Raw genomic sequence first — 15,715 nt, 5'->3', positions numbered from 1 at the left:
GTACAATCTGCAGTCGGCTGCCTTGTACCCATTTTAGAGTTCTTTGACTATAGATTATTTATAGCATAATCAAAGCATGAAAACGGTAAAATAATACTCGCCCACAACGTAAAAACCCCTTACTTACCCATATGAAATATAGGCAAGTAAGGGGTTGGTTTTATTAAGAAACAGTCCTGTTGGCTTAGATATTAGCTCATTCTAAGTTTATTAAAGCTCAGCTTGTCGTCAGAGCCAACATCGACTTTAATGATATCTCCTGCAACGAAATCACCCGCTAATAGCTTCAATGACAATGGATTTTCAATCTCTTGCTGAATGGCACGTTTGAGCGGGCGTGCACCATACACAGGATCATAACCGACCGCGACCAACTTGTTCATCGCATCAGCTGATAGCTCGATATCCATCTCACGCTCATGCAAGCGTTGACGCAAACGATCTAGCTGGATGGCGGCAATTCCTGCCATTTGTGACATACCAAGCGGATGGAAGACCACAATCTCATCGATACGGTTGACGAACTCTGGACGGAAATGTTGGCCGACAGAATCCATCACCTCAGCTTTGATATCCTCGTAACTTTCGCCGACCATTTCTTGAATTTTATGCGAACCCAAGTTACTGGTCATAATAATCACAGTATTCTTAAAATCAACGACACGACCTTGCGAGTCAGTCAAACGCCCATCGTCCAATACTTGCAATAATATGTTAAAAACATCAGGATGTGCTTTTTCGACTTCATCAAACAAAATCACACTATAAGGCTTACGGCGAACAGCCTCAGTCAACGCACCACCTTCTTCGTAGCCAACATAACCTGGAGGCGCACCCACCAAGCGACTGACACTGTGTTTCTCCATGTACTCACTCATGTCGATACGTACTATCGAATCTTCACTATCAAACAAGAAATTCGCTAATGATTTAGTCAGCTCAGTTTTACCGACCCCTGTAGGCCCAAGGAATAAGAACGAGCCAGAAGGACGATTGGGATCAGACAAGCCCGCTCGGCTACGGCGTACCGCATTTGCTACCGATTCGACCGCTTCATCTTGACCAATCACGCGCTCATGGAGCTTTTCTTCCATTGCCAGCATTTTTTCACGCTCGCCTTGCATCATTTTGTTGACTGGAATACCTGTGGCAGCCGCAACCACTTCCGCAATCTCGTTGTCTGTGACTTTGTTACGTAGTAATTTAACACCACTACCTTCGCCTGTTTGCTCTTTTTGTTCTGCCAAGTCAGACTCAGTGATACGGCGCTCTAGCTGCGGAATGGTTTCGTATTGCAGCTTGCTCATGGTCTCATAGTCACCTTCACGACTGGCTTTGTCATACGCAATACGGGCTTTATCTAGCTCGTCTTTTAGCTGCTGACTGCCTTTGACCAGTGCTTTTTCTGCTTGCCAAATTTCATTAAGATCAGCGTACTCTTTTTCAAGCTCTTCAATTTGTGCATTCAGTACTTTACGCTCTGCTTGCGCGCCAGCGTCTTCTTCATTTTTAAGTACTTCACGCTGCATTTTCAACTGAATCAAACGGCTGTCGAGCTTACCCAGTGCTTCAGGCTTGCTGTCCATCTCCATACGTAAGCGACTGGCTGCTTCATCAATTAAGTCAATCGCCTTGTCTGGCAACTTGCGATCCGTGATGTAACGGTGACTCATGCGTGCCGCAGCAATGATGGCGCTATCTTGGATATCGACCCCATGATGCAGCTCATAGCGCTCTTTGAGGCCACGTAATATCGCAATGGTATCTTCAACCGTTGGCTCATCGACCAGTACTTTTTGGAAACGACGCTCAAGTGCCGCATCTTTTTCAATATACTTGCGATACTCATCTAATGTCGTCGCACCAACGCAGTGTAGCTCACCACGAGCTAGTGCAGGTTTTAGCATATTACCTGCATCCATCGCCCCTTCAGATTTACCGGCGCCGACCATGGTATGCAGCTCATCGATGAATAAGATGACGTTACCTTCTTGCTTGGCCAAATCGCTCAATACGCTTTTGAGTCGCTCTTCGAACTCACCGCGGAATTTTGCCCCTGCAATCAGTGCGCCTAAGTCTAATGACAATACTTCTTTACGGCGTAGACCTTCTGGCACATCACCATTGATAATTTTTTGGGCTAATCCTTCGACGATAGCCGTCTTACCGACACCCGGCTCACCGATGAGCACAGGGTTATTTTTGGTACGACGTGACAACACCTGAATGGTACGGCGAATCTCTTCGTCACGACCAATCACTGGATCCAGCTTGCCAAGCTCTGCTTGTTCAGTCAGATTGATCGTATATTTATTGAGTGCATCACGCTGATCTTCTGCGTTTTGATTATTGACGGTGTCATCACCGCGCAGCTGCTCGATAACCACTTTTAATTTGCTAGCCGTCACGCTAGCACTTTCAAATATCTTTTTAGTTTCGCCCTGTTCAGCGAGTGCTAACATCACCCACTCCGTCGCGATAAAATCATCGCCTTCTTTTTGCGCTTGACGATCTGCCAAGTTTAAAATCTTAACCGAGTTTGGATTTAGATTGACATCACCTGTTGGATCCGAAATCGTTGCTTGACCGTCGAGTGCCTTTGCCACGCCGTTTTTTAGAGCAGGAATAGAAGCACCTGCTTGTTGGCAGATAGACAAGTTAGACTCATCTTGTAGCAATACCGCAAGCAGATGCACAGGATCGATACCTGTATGATCGCGACCTAAGGCTAGGCTTTGTGCCTCTTGAATAGCGGATTGCAGTTTTTGGGTAAATTTCTCAAATCTCATGTTTCCATCCTTTTATAATTAGTATTTACAGCAGATGCTTTATAGTCTAGCAACTACTGTTATCTGTCATATATATAAGGTATATATGTTCTTATTTCAAGCCAATTATCGAATAAAACCTTACTATAAGCAATGATATTTAGCTTTGCCTATTGATTAATATCATTTAAATACTTCTTTAAGATAAATTTAAAAGGTATTTGGAGTAAATGGCACTATGAAATAACTAAAAATATAGTCACAGAACTCTAAAATGGGTACAAGGCAGCCGACTGCAGATTGTACAAGTAGTACATTTAAGGAGGGTAACGCCGTAGCGGTTTAGTAGTTAATCGACTGTAGACACAGTATAACCATGCAAAAGCATGATTAGTATGCGATTAAATATGAATGATGGGTAGTGGTTTCAAGAATAGCTAGTCGGTTCAAAGCAATATAGACACAAGGAGAGTGAGTGGAAGTGAATAAAGGTATTAAAAGTAAAAACGATACAGACAGTAGATTGGGTAATCCTGATACCATTTCTAGTTTATAAATGACTGGCTATATCAGAACACAATAGATAGCCCTACTCTACTATCTCAATAGGAATACCAAGCGTTACTGCCGCCATAATTTCATCCATCTCGTCATCGGTAACGGCGATACAGCCATCGGTCCAATCATATTTTTGATTGATAGCAGCCAAATGACCAAAGCCATTCATCTGACCATGAATCATAATATCTCCACCTGGACTGACACCCAGTTGCTTGGCACGGGCTTTATCGGCAGCATTGGGGTAGCTGATATGGATAGAGCGATGGGCAATAGAGTTCTCGTTTTTATAATCTAATGTATAGATGCCAACTGGGGTGCGCTGATCGCCCTCTTGCTGTTTATGTCCAACAGGACTATCGCCCAATGCAATGTGATACGTACGAATCACGTCATCGCCACTCAATAATTGCAAACGGCGTTCGGATTTATCAACGAACACCTTATCAATCACCACATCAGCGATAGGCTGGTTATTTGGATTATCAAAGGTACTATTACTCGCAGACGCGCGTGTCATATAATTAAAAACGCTGCTGCTGATAACCGTAACCACTCCAAGACCAACCAAGATAAGTAATAAATGATGAGTACGATTACGCAAGAATGCCATGAGTTGACCCTTTATGATATTAATAACGTTAAATACAGTTAATAATAATGTATCAAAGCATGGCGCTTGCTAATGTGTAAATAATATGGAAAATGGCAAATACTCAGTCATTCATTCAAAACAGATAACTACACCATACGAATCGCGCCATCTAAGCGAATGACTTCTCCATTTAGATAGGCATTATCAATGATATGGACAGCCAATTTAGCAAACTCATTTGGCGCACCCAAACGCTTAGGATAAGGAACACCTGCCTCTAGCTGCTCACGAGCTTTTTCAGGAATAGTATCCATCATCGGTGTGGCAAATACACCAGGTGCGATAGTCATCACGCGAATACCATGACGAGCCAACTCACGCGCTAACGGTAAAGTCAGACCGACCACGCCCGCTTTAGATGATGAATAACTGGCTTGCCCTACTTGGCCATCGAAAGCAGCGATAGATGCGGTATTGATAATAATGCCTTGGTCTGTATTACTGCCTGTACTGTTATCTGCATTGCTATCATTAGCCACGCGTTTAGCAATACTGGCAGCAACCAAGCGTGCCACGTTAAATGAACCGACTAGATTGATATTAACACCACGGCTGAAAGATTCTAGATCTGCCGGATTATTTTCACGATCAAGTAATTTTTGTACGACAGCGATACCTGCACAGTTTATAGAACCTTGTAAGCCGCCAAATTCTTTTTCAGCTATATCCACAGCCGCTTGCACCTCATCGCCACTGGTGACATCACAACGTACAAAGCGTGCATTACCGCCCAACTCTGCAACTAGAGATTGCCCAGCTGATTGGTTGAGGTCAGCGATGACGACATTGCCGCCTTGCTCTACGATAGCACGAGCCACTGACTCGCCTAGACCTGATGCACCACCCGTCACCAAAAAGCTGTGTTTTTCAATTTGCATAATTATTCCTTTAATTAGTATTTCTATTGCATATTTTCTTAACTTTATTGAATTATTGATGAATTGACGCATTGATATTTAATCTTCAATTCAGTCGTCAAAAGCTATCATGAACATAGTTACAGCTAAGCCAATGACAAGCTACGTAGTAAAAAGCGCTGAATTTTGCCACTTGGCGTTTTCGGTAATTCCGCCACAAACTCTACCTCGCGCGGATACGCATGAGTGGATAGACGCTTGCGTACGAGCTCTTGGATTTCTTTGGCAATTTGCTCACTGCCTTCGATGCCGTCTTTTAGCACCACATAAGACTTGATGGTATGGCCACGTACTTCGTCTGGCACGCCTACCGCTGCTGATTCTGCAACTGCGTCGTGCTCGAGCACCGTATTTTCGACATCGGTTGGCCCTACCCGATAGCCTGCGGTGATAATGATGTCATCATCACGCCCTGAGAACCAATAACTGCCATCACTGTGGCGCTCGACCACATCGCCCGTCAGATAGTAATCATCTATAAAGGCTTGTTTTTCATTCCAGCTATAGCCACGGAAATAAAATGCAGGGGATTGGCTGACCACAACTGCTAGCTGCCCTTGTTCACCATCCGGTAATACATTCATATCATCATCTAGTACGACTAGCCTATGACCTGGTAGCGCCATACCCATCGAGCCAACTGGACATTCATGCGCCAGTGCGTGATGTGCACAGCAAGTCATGCCAGTTTCTGTTTGCCCATATTGGTCTTTGACTTGGCAGCCCAGATAGGTTTCTAGCCAGCTGACGACTTCGGTATTGAGCGTCTCTCCTGCTGAATTCGCACAGCGTAGAGATAGTTTCGCGTTGGTATCATTATGTAAGCTGTCAAACACACCGCTAGATTTCATCATACGAAAGGCAGTCGGTGAAGACGCTAAATTGGTAATCTGATGACGCACCATAAAGTCGCGGGTATGAGTAGCATCAAAGCCCACTTCATTGAAATAAGTCGTGACACCTAACAATAAAGGCCCTGTGATTGCATAGTACAATCCATATGCCCAACCAGGATCGGCCATATTCCAATAGTGATCATCGTCGCGCAAATCAATCGCATAGCGCATATAGAGATAGAAAGCCGATAATGCGCCTAGTGGTACACTCACGCCTTTTGATTTACCTACGGTACCTGAGGTAAACATTTGCAAAAATGGTGCATCAGTATCAAGCGATACAGGTGCTAGAGTTTGTGAGTGCACTGCCATTGACTGGGCATAGTGATCATCACCCCAAGTCTGAGCATCCACGACGCTACCTACCATGACCATTTTGGTTTGCTCGGCCAAATCTTCAAATTTGCCACGATTCTCTTGATTGGTAAAAACGACTTTGGTGTCAGCTTTGTCCATCCGATACTTAATTGAATCATAACCAAAAGCGGTAAATAGCGGCTGATAAACTGCGCCAATCCGCCAAGTTGCTAGTACAACGGTGAGTAACTCAGGTGTACGTGGTAGCATGGTCGCGACTTGGTCACCGACTTGTACGCCATAAGACAGTAGTAAGTTAGCGGCTTGTGCACTCGCCGCGTCTAGCTCAGCAAAGCTCATACGAGTCACATTGCCAGACGTGTCTTCATGTACTAGCGCAATGTTATCACCGCGACCGTCACGTACATGACGACCACAGCATGCCATATAAGCATTCAACCGATCGTCTACCTGCGTGCCAAAGATCTCTGACAGCAGCGCTTTCATGTCGAAGTTATTATAATAATCGGTATAGTTTTTTGAGGTGATGGTGGCATCTACATCAACGATCGTAGCAGTTTGAAAGGCCGTGTTCATAAGCTAATCCTTTAGCAATAACAGATAACTGGTAAAATTGTGATTGTAAAACGGTCACATCCTATAGACCGTTTCATATCTTCGTATTTATCATGTCCTATTAGTAACGCATTTTTATGTTTATTTCAATACATAACGTATCATTTTCATAGTAAAAACTAATTTTTATAGAAATATAAATTCATTCTATAGCTAATATGCCATTACTTCGATACAAGGAGTGCCATCCTAAATGATGTTTAGTATGGCTAGCAAGATGAACGTCTTAACGGTTTTATAGTGAGCCTACTATCGTATGCTTAAAAAACCCAGTAGCGCCTTTTCTTCACTGCTCTGATGTTTTTTGTTACGTCCACGATAGGCATTTTTATACGGCTCAAAAAACTGACCTGCTAAAAAATGCTCAATCACAATAGGATGAATATAGGAAGCACGGCATACTGTCGGGGTATTGCCCAACTCTGCTGCCACGCTTTTGACCATATCAACGACCAGTTGTTGGCGCTCAGCGCTTTTAGGCTCAGTGGCTAATATTGTTTTTCCATGTTCTGTTTGTAGCTCATCATATAAATGACTGGCTGCGAGGACACTCGCCATCCAAGTCCGGAAATCCTTGGCACTATACATATTGCCAGTGCCATCACCACAGCCAGTATGGGTGCGTATATAATCATTAATATCGGCGCTGTCGACGATTTGTTTGTGCCCGTTGTCGTCTAAGTATTTAAATATCTGATAGCCAGGTAATTCAGAACACGCTTGTACAATGTCAATCAAACGCTCGTCTTGCAGCTCAATATGATGCTCTTTTGCACTTTTTCCGACAAAATCAAACGCCAGTCCATTATCCGTTTCATTCACATGCTTACTACGTAGCGTGCTTAAACCATAGCTTTTATTCAACTTGGCATAACGGCTATTGCCAATACGAATTAAGGTAGTCTCTAACAGTTTAACCACCGCAGCGAGTACATTAACTCGTGACAAGGGTTTCGCATCCAAATCCAACTCAACCTGAACACGTAGATTTGGTAGCGCCTCTGCAAAGCCAATCATCGCATCAAATTTCGCTCGGTCACGTACGCGATCCCACTCTGGATGATACAAATATTGCTTGCGCGCTTTGTCATCACGGCCTGTCGATTGCAGATGCCCTGTTTCATCTTGGCATATCCAAACGTTCGACCACATCGGTGGTATCACCAAAGCATCAAAACGCTTGCGCAAAGCCTTGTCTTTGACCGTGTTACCAATAGCATCCTTATAAGTAAAACCGCGACCCCAGCGTCTACGCTCATAACCAGGCTCATCATCACTCACGTAGCGCAAATTCGCCAAACGAGCCAGATGTTCATAGTTATGGCGCACATCTACTGCTGTATCTGCCTGATGATTTACCTTGGTCATAAAAATATCCGTCTTATAAAATAGTCGTTTTAGCATAATTAATGACGGTAGTTTTTGCTGTTTATTTGACACAGACAAAGTGTAATGCTGTGTAAAACTAAGCGGATGGCAGGGTTCTCAATTATTGAATTTTAGGGCATAATTTAATGACTATCAAAACTTAAGTTGAATAAAACACAATGAAAAACCATTCTATAAAAATCACTCCATTATCTAATGCAGATTACGACTTTTGGTTAGCATTGTGGCAAAGCTATCTGACATTTTATGAGACCAGCTTGCCCATGAGCACAACTGACACAACATGGCGCAACTTGCTAGATAGCAATGTAGCTATTTATGGATTTGGCGCATGGCAGGATGGTACATTGGTAGGTATCACTCATGTGGTGCTGCACCCCAATACATGGAATACCACGGAATGTTGTTATTTAGAAGATTTGTATGTTAGTGAATCTGTTCGCGGACAAGGTGTCGGGCGAGCCTTGATTGAATATGTGTATGACTTTGCACGCCAGAAGAAATGCAACCGTGTGTATTGGACGACGCAAGAAGGTAACACAACGGCACGCACTCTATACGACACCATTGCCACTCAAACAGATATGGTGCAGTATCGTAAAAACTTATAGTTTTCTATAGTTCAGAAATAAAAAACACCAAGTGTTATTAAACACTTGGTGTTGATTGTCTAAAAACAACCTTATACTAAATACGCTTTCTAAAAATTTTATTTACCGTATACATATAAGTATGCTGTTTTAGCATAATTAATGACGGCTATTTTTACTGTTTACTTGCCACGGGCAAAGTGTAATCCTGTGTAAAATCTGCAGCATAGAAGGGTTATCAATTATGATTTATTGAGTCATACTTAAGCACCTGTTCATTAATAAAGCTGAGTAAAAAATCATGAAAAACTCTTCTATAAAAATAACTCCATTATCTAATACTGACTACGATAGTTGGTTACACTTGTGGCAAAACTATCTGACATTTTACGAGACCAGTTTACCCATGAGCACGACTGACACAACATGGCGCAACTTGCTAGATAGCAATATAGCTATTTACGGATTTGGCGCATGGCAGGATGGTACATTGGTAGGCATCACTCATGTGGTGCTGCACCCCAGTACTTGGACCAGTAATGGATGTTGCTACCTGCAAGATTTGTATGTTAGTGAATCTATTCGCGGGCAAGGTGTCGGACGTACCTTGATTGAATATGTGTCTGACTTTGCTACTCAAAAAAGCTGCAACCACGTCTATTGGAAAACACAAGAAAGTAATGCTGATGCACGCCAACTGTATGACAATGTCGCAAGCTTAACGGACATGGTGCAGTATCGTAAAAACCTATGATTTGTACTACCTGTCTTATAGTTTATAATGAATGAGCAAATAAAAAACGCCAAGTGTTAAACACTTGGCGTTTTCTTATCAATACAACGTTAGGTTAAAGCAGCTTAGACATTATTTACCGTAAACGCATAGATATGCTGTTTCTACGGCCACTTTTACTTGAAACTTCTGATTGGCTTCAACCGTAAATTGCTCGCCAGCGTTAAAAGTCTGCCACTCGTTAGCTTCTGGCAGTTTAACGGTCAACGCGCCGCTCACCACGCTCATGGTTTCAAATTCGCTAGTACCAAACTCATACTCACCAATTTCCATGACACCGACAGTAGCAGACTTAGTCGCTGTCTGAAAGGCGATAGAAGTCACTTTATCATCAAAATAATTATTAACGCTTGGCATAATTTTCCTTAATTAAATATTAGTTACTATTTTAAAACGGCTGCTTATTTAAAACGGCCTTTTACAGTCCTGCTTTTAGACTCGCTTCAATGAACTGATCGAGGTCACCATCTAGCACAGCACCAGTGTTAAAGGTTTCAACACCGGTACGCAAGTCTTTGATACGTGAGTCATCAAGTACGTACGAGCGAATTTGACTGCCCCAGCCAACGTCAGACTTACCATCTTCGACTGCTTGCTGTGATTCCATGCGCTTTTGCATTTCTAGCTCATACAGCTTAGCACGTAGCATTTTCATGGCGGTGGCTTTGTTACCATGTTGACTACGCTCGTTCTGACAAGTAACGACCACGCCACTTGGCTCATGGGTAATACGTACCGCAGAATCTGTCGTGTTCACATGCTGACCACCCGCGCCAGATGAGCGATAGGTATCGATACGCAAGTCCGCTGGATTGATATCAATCTCGACATTGTCATCGATTTCAGGTGAGACAAACACCGCAGCAAACGAGGTATGACGACCATTATTACTATCAAATGGTGACTTACGTACTAGACGGTGGACACCAATTTCGGTACGCAACCAACCAAAGGCATAATCACCTTTAATCTCAATCGTTGCCGACTTAATACCAGCCACACTACCCGAAGACACTTCAATCACATCAACTTTAAAGTTATGTGCTTCTGCCCAGCGCGTATACATGCGCAATAGCATCTCTGCCCAATCTTGCGCCTCGGTACCACCACTACCTGATTGAATATCCAAATAGCAATTGTTTGGATCCATCTCACCACTGAACATACGGCGGAATTCTAAATCAGCCACACGTTTTTCAGCATTATCCAGCTCGGTCTGCACATCAGCGAGCAGTGATTCATCGTCTTCTTCTACCGCCAGCTCTAGCATGGCAGACGCATCTTCTAATGTGGTTTCAAGCGACACCACCACATCGATGACACCATCAAGATGGCTTTTTTCTTTATTAATCTTAGTCGCTCGCTCTGGATCGTTCCATAGCTCGGGGTTTTCTAACTCTAAATTGACTTCTTCTAAGCGCTCTTGCTTACCATCGAAGTCAAAGATACCTCCGCAAATCCTGCCCACGCTCAGATAAATCTTTAATTTGTTCTTGATACGGATTGATTTCCATAAATGTTCCTGTTTTTCTAATAAAAATAAATAACGAATGTGGCGCTATTTTAGATGAGATTGATGTTAAATAGTTAGCTAATTAGTACCGCCTATATATTAAGTAGCGCTAAATAACCTAAATCGACCAATCCTCTACTGCCCAGTGATGTGCTAAAGCGTGCGCATGCAGTGCATCGTCCGGCGACACACAAATTGCCACATCTGCCCACTCAAGCAACGGAATATCGTTTTTAGAGTCTGAATACGCATACGTTTTTTCAAAGGTAACCCCAGCCAACTGCTGCTTATTCACCCATTTATCTAGATGATATATCTTACCTTCTTTAAAATTGGGCTTGTCCGCTAACTTACCCGTATAACGCTCATCTTTTATCTCAAGCGGTGTCGATAACACATTGGCGGCTTCTATACCGAAACGTTTGGCAATGGCAGACACCACAAAATCATTGGTGGCAGAGATAATCACCACGTCGTGGCCCTTCTCAATATGTTGACACAACACTTCCATCGCTTTTGGACGAATATGCGGTTCGATTTCGCGTTTGATATAATCTTCACGCAACTCATGCAAACGCGCCAAGGGTAACGTGGTCAAAAACAGGGCGACAAATTCATTGTACTCGGTGGCATCGAGCGTGCCTGCTATATATTGCTCATAAAATTCTTGATTGGCTGTGCGATATTGCGCCTCATCGACCAGACCATTATTAACGATATATTCACCCCACAGATAGTCGCTGTCGACATCGAGTAAAGTATGATCTAAATCAAATAGTGCCAGTTCTTTTTGAGTGTTTTGGGTGTGAGATGCTTGCATAGCGAAGCCTTATTATTTTTTGAAAAATTTGAGGGTGAGTAGGATTAATGGTCATTAAGGGTTATATCGACCATATTTGCTCTGAAGCCTTCAATATAGTCGGTTTTATGGATATAATGTTTACTCAGTAAATTTGCTAGAACACTACTGTTTGCTAGACATAATTATGGTAAATTATTTCTTTAGCCCATTTTATAACGGGTCTAGAGGACTTAATAAGCAACCCAGAGAACCTTATGAAAGCATATGATAACAAAACCAGCTTACCTAATAGACCGCACCGTCCAGCTCGCTCTATCAGAGAAATCAGACAACGTCGATTGGGTGATGCTTATCAATCACCTTTAGACCGTGTGTTCTATGCGCTCTTGAATGGCTTGATGTATGGCTTTGGTGGATTACTTATCGACCTTGCCATTGTTGTCATTCGCTCAATAGCTGGTCTTGGTAATGGTGAAATTTTTTGGCTATTCACCCCTTTCATGGTCGTACTTGGCGTATTGATAGGACTCATCGTTGGTAAAAACGCAGGTGCTGAGAGCGTCAACGCATTACATATCGACGAAACTGCTAACCATAATCCTTATCTCGATGACACCTCTATCAGTCATGATATTTTTCGTGGACTCATTATAGGTATTATCATCTTTGCCGTTATTTGGCTGGTTATGATGCTCATGGTATAACCACTGGCAACATATTATAAGAATATAAAAAGGATGGAACAATAGACTACCATCCTTTTATTTTTATTCACTACTGATCGCTTCCACTGTACTGAACTGATCCTTCGCCCCGTACTAATTAATCAGGCATTGCGATTTCTTTTAAGCCTGTTTTAAACTTCTGACAACGTTCCGCATAATGCATCGCTGACAATTTCAGCATCGAAGCTTGCTCATCTGTTAATGTTTTCACCACTTTTGCTGGCGCGCCCATCACCAATGAGTTGTCCGGAATAACCTTGCCTTCCGTGACCAATGCTTTGGCACCGATGATACAGTTTTTGCCAATTTTGGCATTATTTAATACCACTGCACCGATACCAATCAAACTGTTATCACCGACTTCGCAGCCATGCAGCATCGCTAAATGCCCAATGGTGACATAATTGCCAATTTTTACCTCAATACCTGCATCAGTATGAATCACACTGTTTTCTTGCACGTTGCTATAGTCACCGATATGAATCAGTTCATTGTCACCGCGGAGCACCGCACCAAACCAAATATTGGCTTGATGTCCCAAATACACATCGCCGATGACTTGCGCAGAATCTGCTACCCAGCCATTAAAAGGCACAGCGAACTTAGGCACTTTGTCTAAATATTGATAAATCATAACCACTCCTTGTTATTGTTTTTTATACCAACATAATAATAGACGGCTGTCATTCTATATCAGTCAATAATGCCCTCTATTGTGGCAAAGCCTTCTATCAAAATCTAGTGCTATTCACCCTAGTATCATGGTTGTACCAGTCACCGTAAGAAGTATCTAGTTCTACTTAGGCTATTATGACCGTCGTAGCTACTGATTTAGAACAAATTATCACTTAGAACAAATTATCTTTTAGGCCGTAAGAATAGAAAAATCACTCGTCGCAATTAGTTTGCTGTTTTTCACATATTGTTTTTTCAGAAATCTTTTATAAACAATTATTTAACAGATAGTATATTGTATATTTACGGTAGACGAGGAATCCGTGTCCGTTAAGTTAGAAAATCGACTGGCTATCTGCGTGTATATTGTATATAATGCGCAAAATCTGTGCCTAAGCGAGCGGACATGATGCAAGTTACCTATTCACTATCTAGTGGGTTTTGTAGTTTCCATCAATAATGTCTTCTCGCTTTTTTGTGGAAAAATTTTGGGTTTAGTTGTTTTTTATTCTTAATTAACAGTGATTATCAAGATATAAAAAGCTGCGTTCAATCCAAAATTTAATCATGAGAAATTACGGCACTCACCAATAACAGCGGAGGCAAACCTTGAATTCATCGGCAGAAATACAAGCAATTTTGGCATTAGCAGACGGTACGATTTTTCGCGGTGTGAGTATCGGCAGTCTCGGTCATCGTGTCGGTGAGGTGGTGTTTAATACAGCCATGACAGGGTATCAAGAAATCCTAACTGACCCCAGCTATGCTCGTCAGCTAGTGACCCTAACCTATCCGCACATCGGTAATACTGGTACCAATAGCGAGGACACTGAGTCTGGTAATGGTCATCAAGTATGGGCAGATGGTCTCATCATTCGTGATGCCACTATGGTTACTTCAAACTTCCGTAACTCGGAATCATTGAGTGACTACTTACAAAACCATGATACCGTCGCAATCGCTGAGATTGATACCCGTCAATTGACTCGTCTACTACGTGATAAAGGCGCTCAAAACGGTTGTATCATGACAGCCTCTAATGGCGAGACCATTAGCAGTGATGACGAGCAACAAGCCATCAAATTGGCGCAAGAGTTCGCTGGTATTGAAGGCATGGATCTGGCAAAAGAATGCTGTACTAAAGAGACGTTCGAATGGACAGCAGGTACGTGGGATTTATCAGATACCCTACTTAACCGTGATGCCATTGGTAGTCATGATAGCGGTACAGGCGGTTTCTTTAAGCAGTTAGGCACGCACGTTGAGCACAAATTTAATGTAGTGGCCTATGACTTTGGTACCAAGACCAACATCTTGCGTATGCTCGTCGATCGCGGCTGCCATGTAACGGTCGTACCAGCACAAACGCCTATCGCTGACGTGCTAGCGATGAATCCAGACGGTATCTTCTTATCGAATGGTCCTGGTGACCCTGCCGCTTGTGGCTACGCTATTGACAGCGTGCGTCACATTATCGAGCAGACCAGTATTCCAACCTTTGGTATCTGTTTAGGCCATCAGTTGGTCGGTCTTGCTAGCGGTGCAAACACCATCAAAATGAAAACTGGCCATCATGGTGCTAACCATCCAGTACAAGATGTGGCAGCTGGCACAGTTATGATTACCAGTCAGAACCATGGTTTTGCGGTTGATGAAGACACGCTACCTGATAACGTGAAATCTACCCATCGCTCATTATTCGATGGTACTAACCAAGGTATCGAGCTGACCAACAAGCCAGTATTTAGCTTCCAAGGTCACCCAGAAGCCAGCCCTGGTCCACATGACTGCGCGCCATTGTTTGATAAGTTTGCAGAGATGATGGCGAAGGCTAAGGCTTAATGTATAAATCAATCAAAAATGCTTTTTTAATTGCAGCAAGCGTAGCATGCACCTCTACGCTTGCTGCCAGCCAAAATGAAAACTTTTCGACTGCACCCAGTTTAATTAAAACACCAGAACAAAAAGCGCAAGTTTTGACAGAGAAAGCTTTAAAAGCTGATTTAATTTACTCCGATTTCCAAGACAAAGAGTTTTTAGAGAGTACTATCTTTACTATTGACAATAGTCTTAACAAGTCTGAGATTGAATGTGCCGTCAATAAGGCTGACTTTAATTACAAGCGAAATCTTTATGAAATCTTGCTAGAGTATGTAAATAAGCATCCAGAAGAAGCTACTGATCTATGGTTGGAAAATTTAGATTTTTTAGCACGAGTTAATAGTAAAATTGTCAACTACCCAGATGTTGTTGATTTTAACATTGATGATCTTCCAGCTTCTTCTGCCTTAAATACAATGACTGATGAAGAAAGTTTAAAATTGCAAAGTGTAATTTTAGATCCACGTTTTTCGAAATTATTACCATTCCTAGGTCTGCCAACACTTGATAAAAATAATCAACTGGTTAATTCCTTCAGTCTCTCTGTCTTATATTCTGCTGCAATAATGAAAGCTTCAACAGATGAGTGCAAGGGAAACTAAATCACTTAAAAAGATCGA

General features: G+C 42.5%; 14 protein-coding genes. 5 read left to right on the top strand and 9 right to left on the bottom strand.

Annotation, left to right across the window (positions count from 1 at the left end; all coding sequences use genetic code 11):
• Positions 1-191: 191 nt before the first annotated feature.
• The 5 genes from clpB to DFP82_RS05645 all read right to left on the bottom strand — a co-directional run bounded on the left by clpB (position 192) and on the right by DFP82_RS05645 (position 8,095).
• Complete coding sequence (clpB, locus tag DFP82_RS05665; RefSeq protein WP_110922759.1) at positions 192-2,789, bottom strand: ATP-dependent chaperone ClpB; 2,598 nt, start codon at positions 2,787-2,789, stop codon at positions 192-194.
• Positions 2,790-3,357: 568 nt separating this feature from the next.
• Entirely contained in the window at positions 3,358-3,939 is a 582-nt protein-coding gene (locus tag DFP82_RS05660; RefSeq protein WP_110922758.1) for a L,D-transpeptidase family protein, read from the bottom strand.
• Positions 3,940-4,067: 128 nt separating this feature from the next.
• Positions 4,068-4,859: an SDR family NAD(P)-dependent oxidoreductase gene (locus DFP82_RS05655; protein ID WP_110922757.1), complete on the bottom strand. Its 792-nt coding sequence runs from the start codon at positions 4,857-4,859 to the stop codon at positions 4,068-4,070.
• Between the two features lie 125 nt (positions 4,860-4,984).
• A complete protein-coding gene (locus DFP82_RS05650; protein WP_110922756.1) occupies positions 4,985-6,688 on the bottom strand; it encodes an AMP-binding protein in 1,704 nt (567 codons plus the stop codon).
• A gap of 288 nt (positions 6,689-6,976) precedes the next feature.
• Complete coding sequence (locus DFP82_RS05645) at positions 6,977-8,095, bottom strand: DNA topoisomerase IB (RefSeq protein WP_110922755.1); 1,119 nt, start codon at positions 8,093-8,095, stop codon at positions 6,977-6,979.
• Positions 8,096-8,274: 179 nt separating this feature from the next.
• Between DFP82_RS05645 and DFP82_RS05640 the strand changes: the two genes are divergently transcribed.
• Both DFP82_RS05640 and DFP82_RS05635 read left to right on the top strand, forming a co-directional pair.
• Positions 8,275-8,727 (top strand): GNAT family N-acetyltransferase, encoded by a 453-nt coding sequence (locus DFP82_RS05640; protein WP_110922754.1) that lies wholly within the window; start codon positions 8,275-8,277, stop codon positions 8,725-8,727.
• Between the two features lie 280 nt (positions 8,728-9,007).
• Positions 9,008-9,460 carry a GNAT family N-acetyltransferase gene (locus DFP82_RS05635; protein ID WP_110922753.1) on the top strand — a complete coding sequence of 151 codons (453 nt, stop codon included), beginning with the start codon at positions 9,008-9,010 and terminating at the stop codon, positions 9,458-9,460.
• Between the two features lie 111 nt (positions 9,461-9,571).
• On the opposite strand, the gene ppnP is transcribed toward DFP82_RS05635, so the two are convergent.
• The 3 genes from ppnP to DFP82_RS05620 all read right to left on the bottom strand — a co-directional run bounded on the left by ppnP (position 9,572) and on the right by DFP82_RS05620 (position 11,832).
• Positions 9,572-9,856, bottom strand: a complete 285-nt coding sequence (gene ppnP, locus DFP82_RS05630) for a pyrimidine/purine nucleoside phosphorylase (RefSeq protein WP_110922752.1) — start codon at positions 9,854-9,856, stop codon at positions 9,572-9,574.
• Positions 9,857-9,917: 61 nt separating this feature from the next.
• Positions 9,918-11,013, bottom strand: a protein-coding gene (gene prfB / locus DFP82_RS05625; RefSeq protein WP_110922751.1) for a peptide chain release factor 2 whose coding sequence is annotated in 2 segments (ribosomal slippage) — positions 9,918-10,940 and positions 10,942-11,013 — 1,095 coding nt in all. Because the reading frame shifts where the segments join, the coding sequence is not laid out codon by codon here.
• Between the two features lie 117 nt (positions 11,014-11,130).
• Complete coding sequence (locus tag DFP82_RS05620; RefSeq protein WP_110922750.1) at positions 11,131-11,832, bottom strand: HAD family hydrolase; 702 nt, start codon at positions 11,830-11,832, stop codon at positions 11,131-11,133.
• A 236-nt stretch (positions 11,833-12,068) separates the two neighbouring features.
• Between DFP82_RS05620 and DFP82_RS05615 the strand changes: the two genes are divergently transcribed.
• Complete coding sequence (locus DFP82_RS05615; RefSeq protein WP_110922749.1) at positions 12,069-12,518, top strand: hypothetical protein; 450 nt, start codon at positions 12,069-12,071, stop codon at positions 12,516-12,518.
• A 118-nt stretch (positions 12,519-12,636) separates the two neighbouring features.
• Here DFP82_RS05615 and DFP82_RS05610 read toward each other — a convergent pair whose 3' ends face one another.
• Positions 12,637-13,173, bottom strand: coding sequence for a gamma carbonic anhydrase family protein (locus DFP82_RS05610; RefSeq protein ID WP_110922748.1), 537 nt, complete (start codon positions 13,171-13,173; stop codon positions 12,637-12,639).
• A gap of 650 nt (positions 13,174-13,823) precedes the next feature.
• Here DFP82_RS05610 and carA point away from each other — a divergent pair.
• Positions 13,824-15,056: a glutamine-hydrolyzing carbamoyl-phosphate synthase small subunit gene (gene carA, locus DFP82_RS05605; RefSeq protein WP_110922747.1), complete on the top strand. Its 1,233-nt coding sequence runs from the start codon at positions 13,824-13,826 to the stop codon at positions 15,054-15,056.
• Positions 15,056-15,697 carry a hypothetical protein gene (locus DFP82_RS05600; protein WP_110922746.1) on the top strand — a complete coding sequence of 214 codons (642 nt, stop codon included), beginning with the start codon at positions 15,056-15,058 and terminating at the stop codon, positions 15,695-15,697. The genes carA and DFP82_RS05600 overlap by 1 nt, the downstream gene beginning before the upstream one ends.
• Positions 15,698-15,715 lie beyond the last annotated feature (18 nt).

Origin of the sequence: Psychrobacter fozii, assembly GCF_003217155.1 — a bacterium.
Classification (GTDB): domain Bacteria; phylum Pseudomonadota; class Gammaproteobacteria; order Pseudomonadales; family Moraxellaceae; genus Psychrobacter; species Psychrobacter fozii.
The sequence above is the reverse complement of the archived record's forward strand: the minus strand, read 5'-3'. Positions and strand labels throughout refer to the sequence as shown.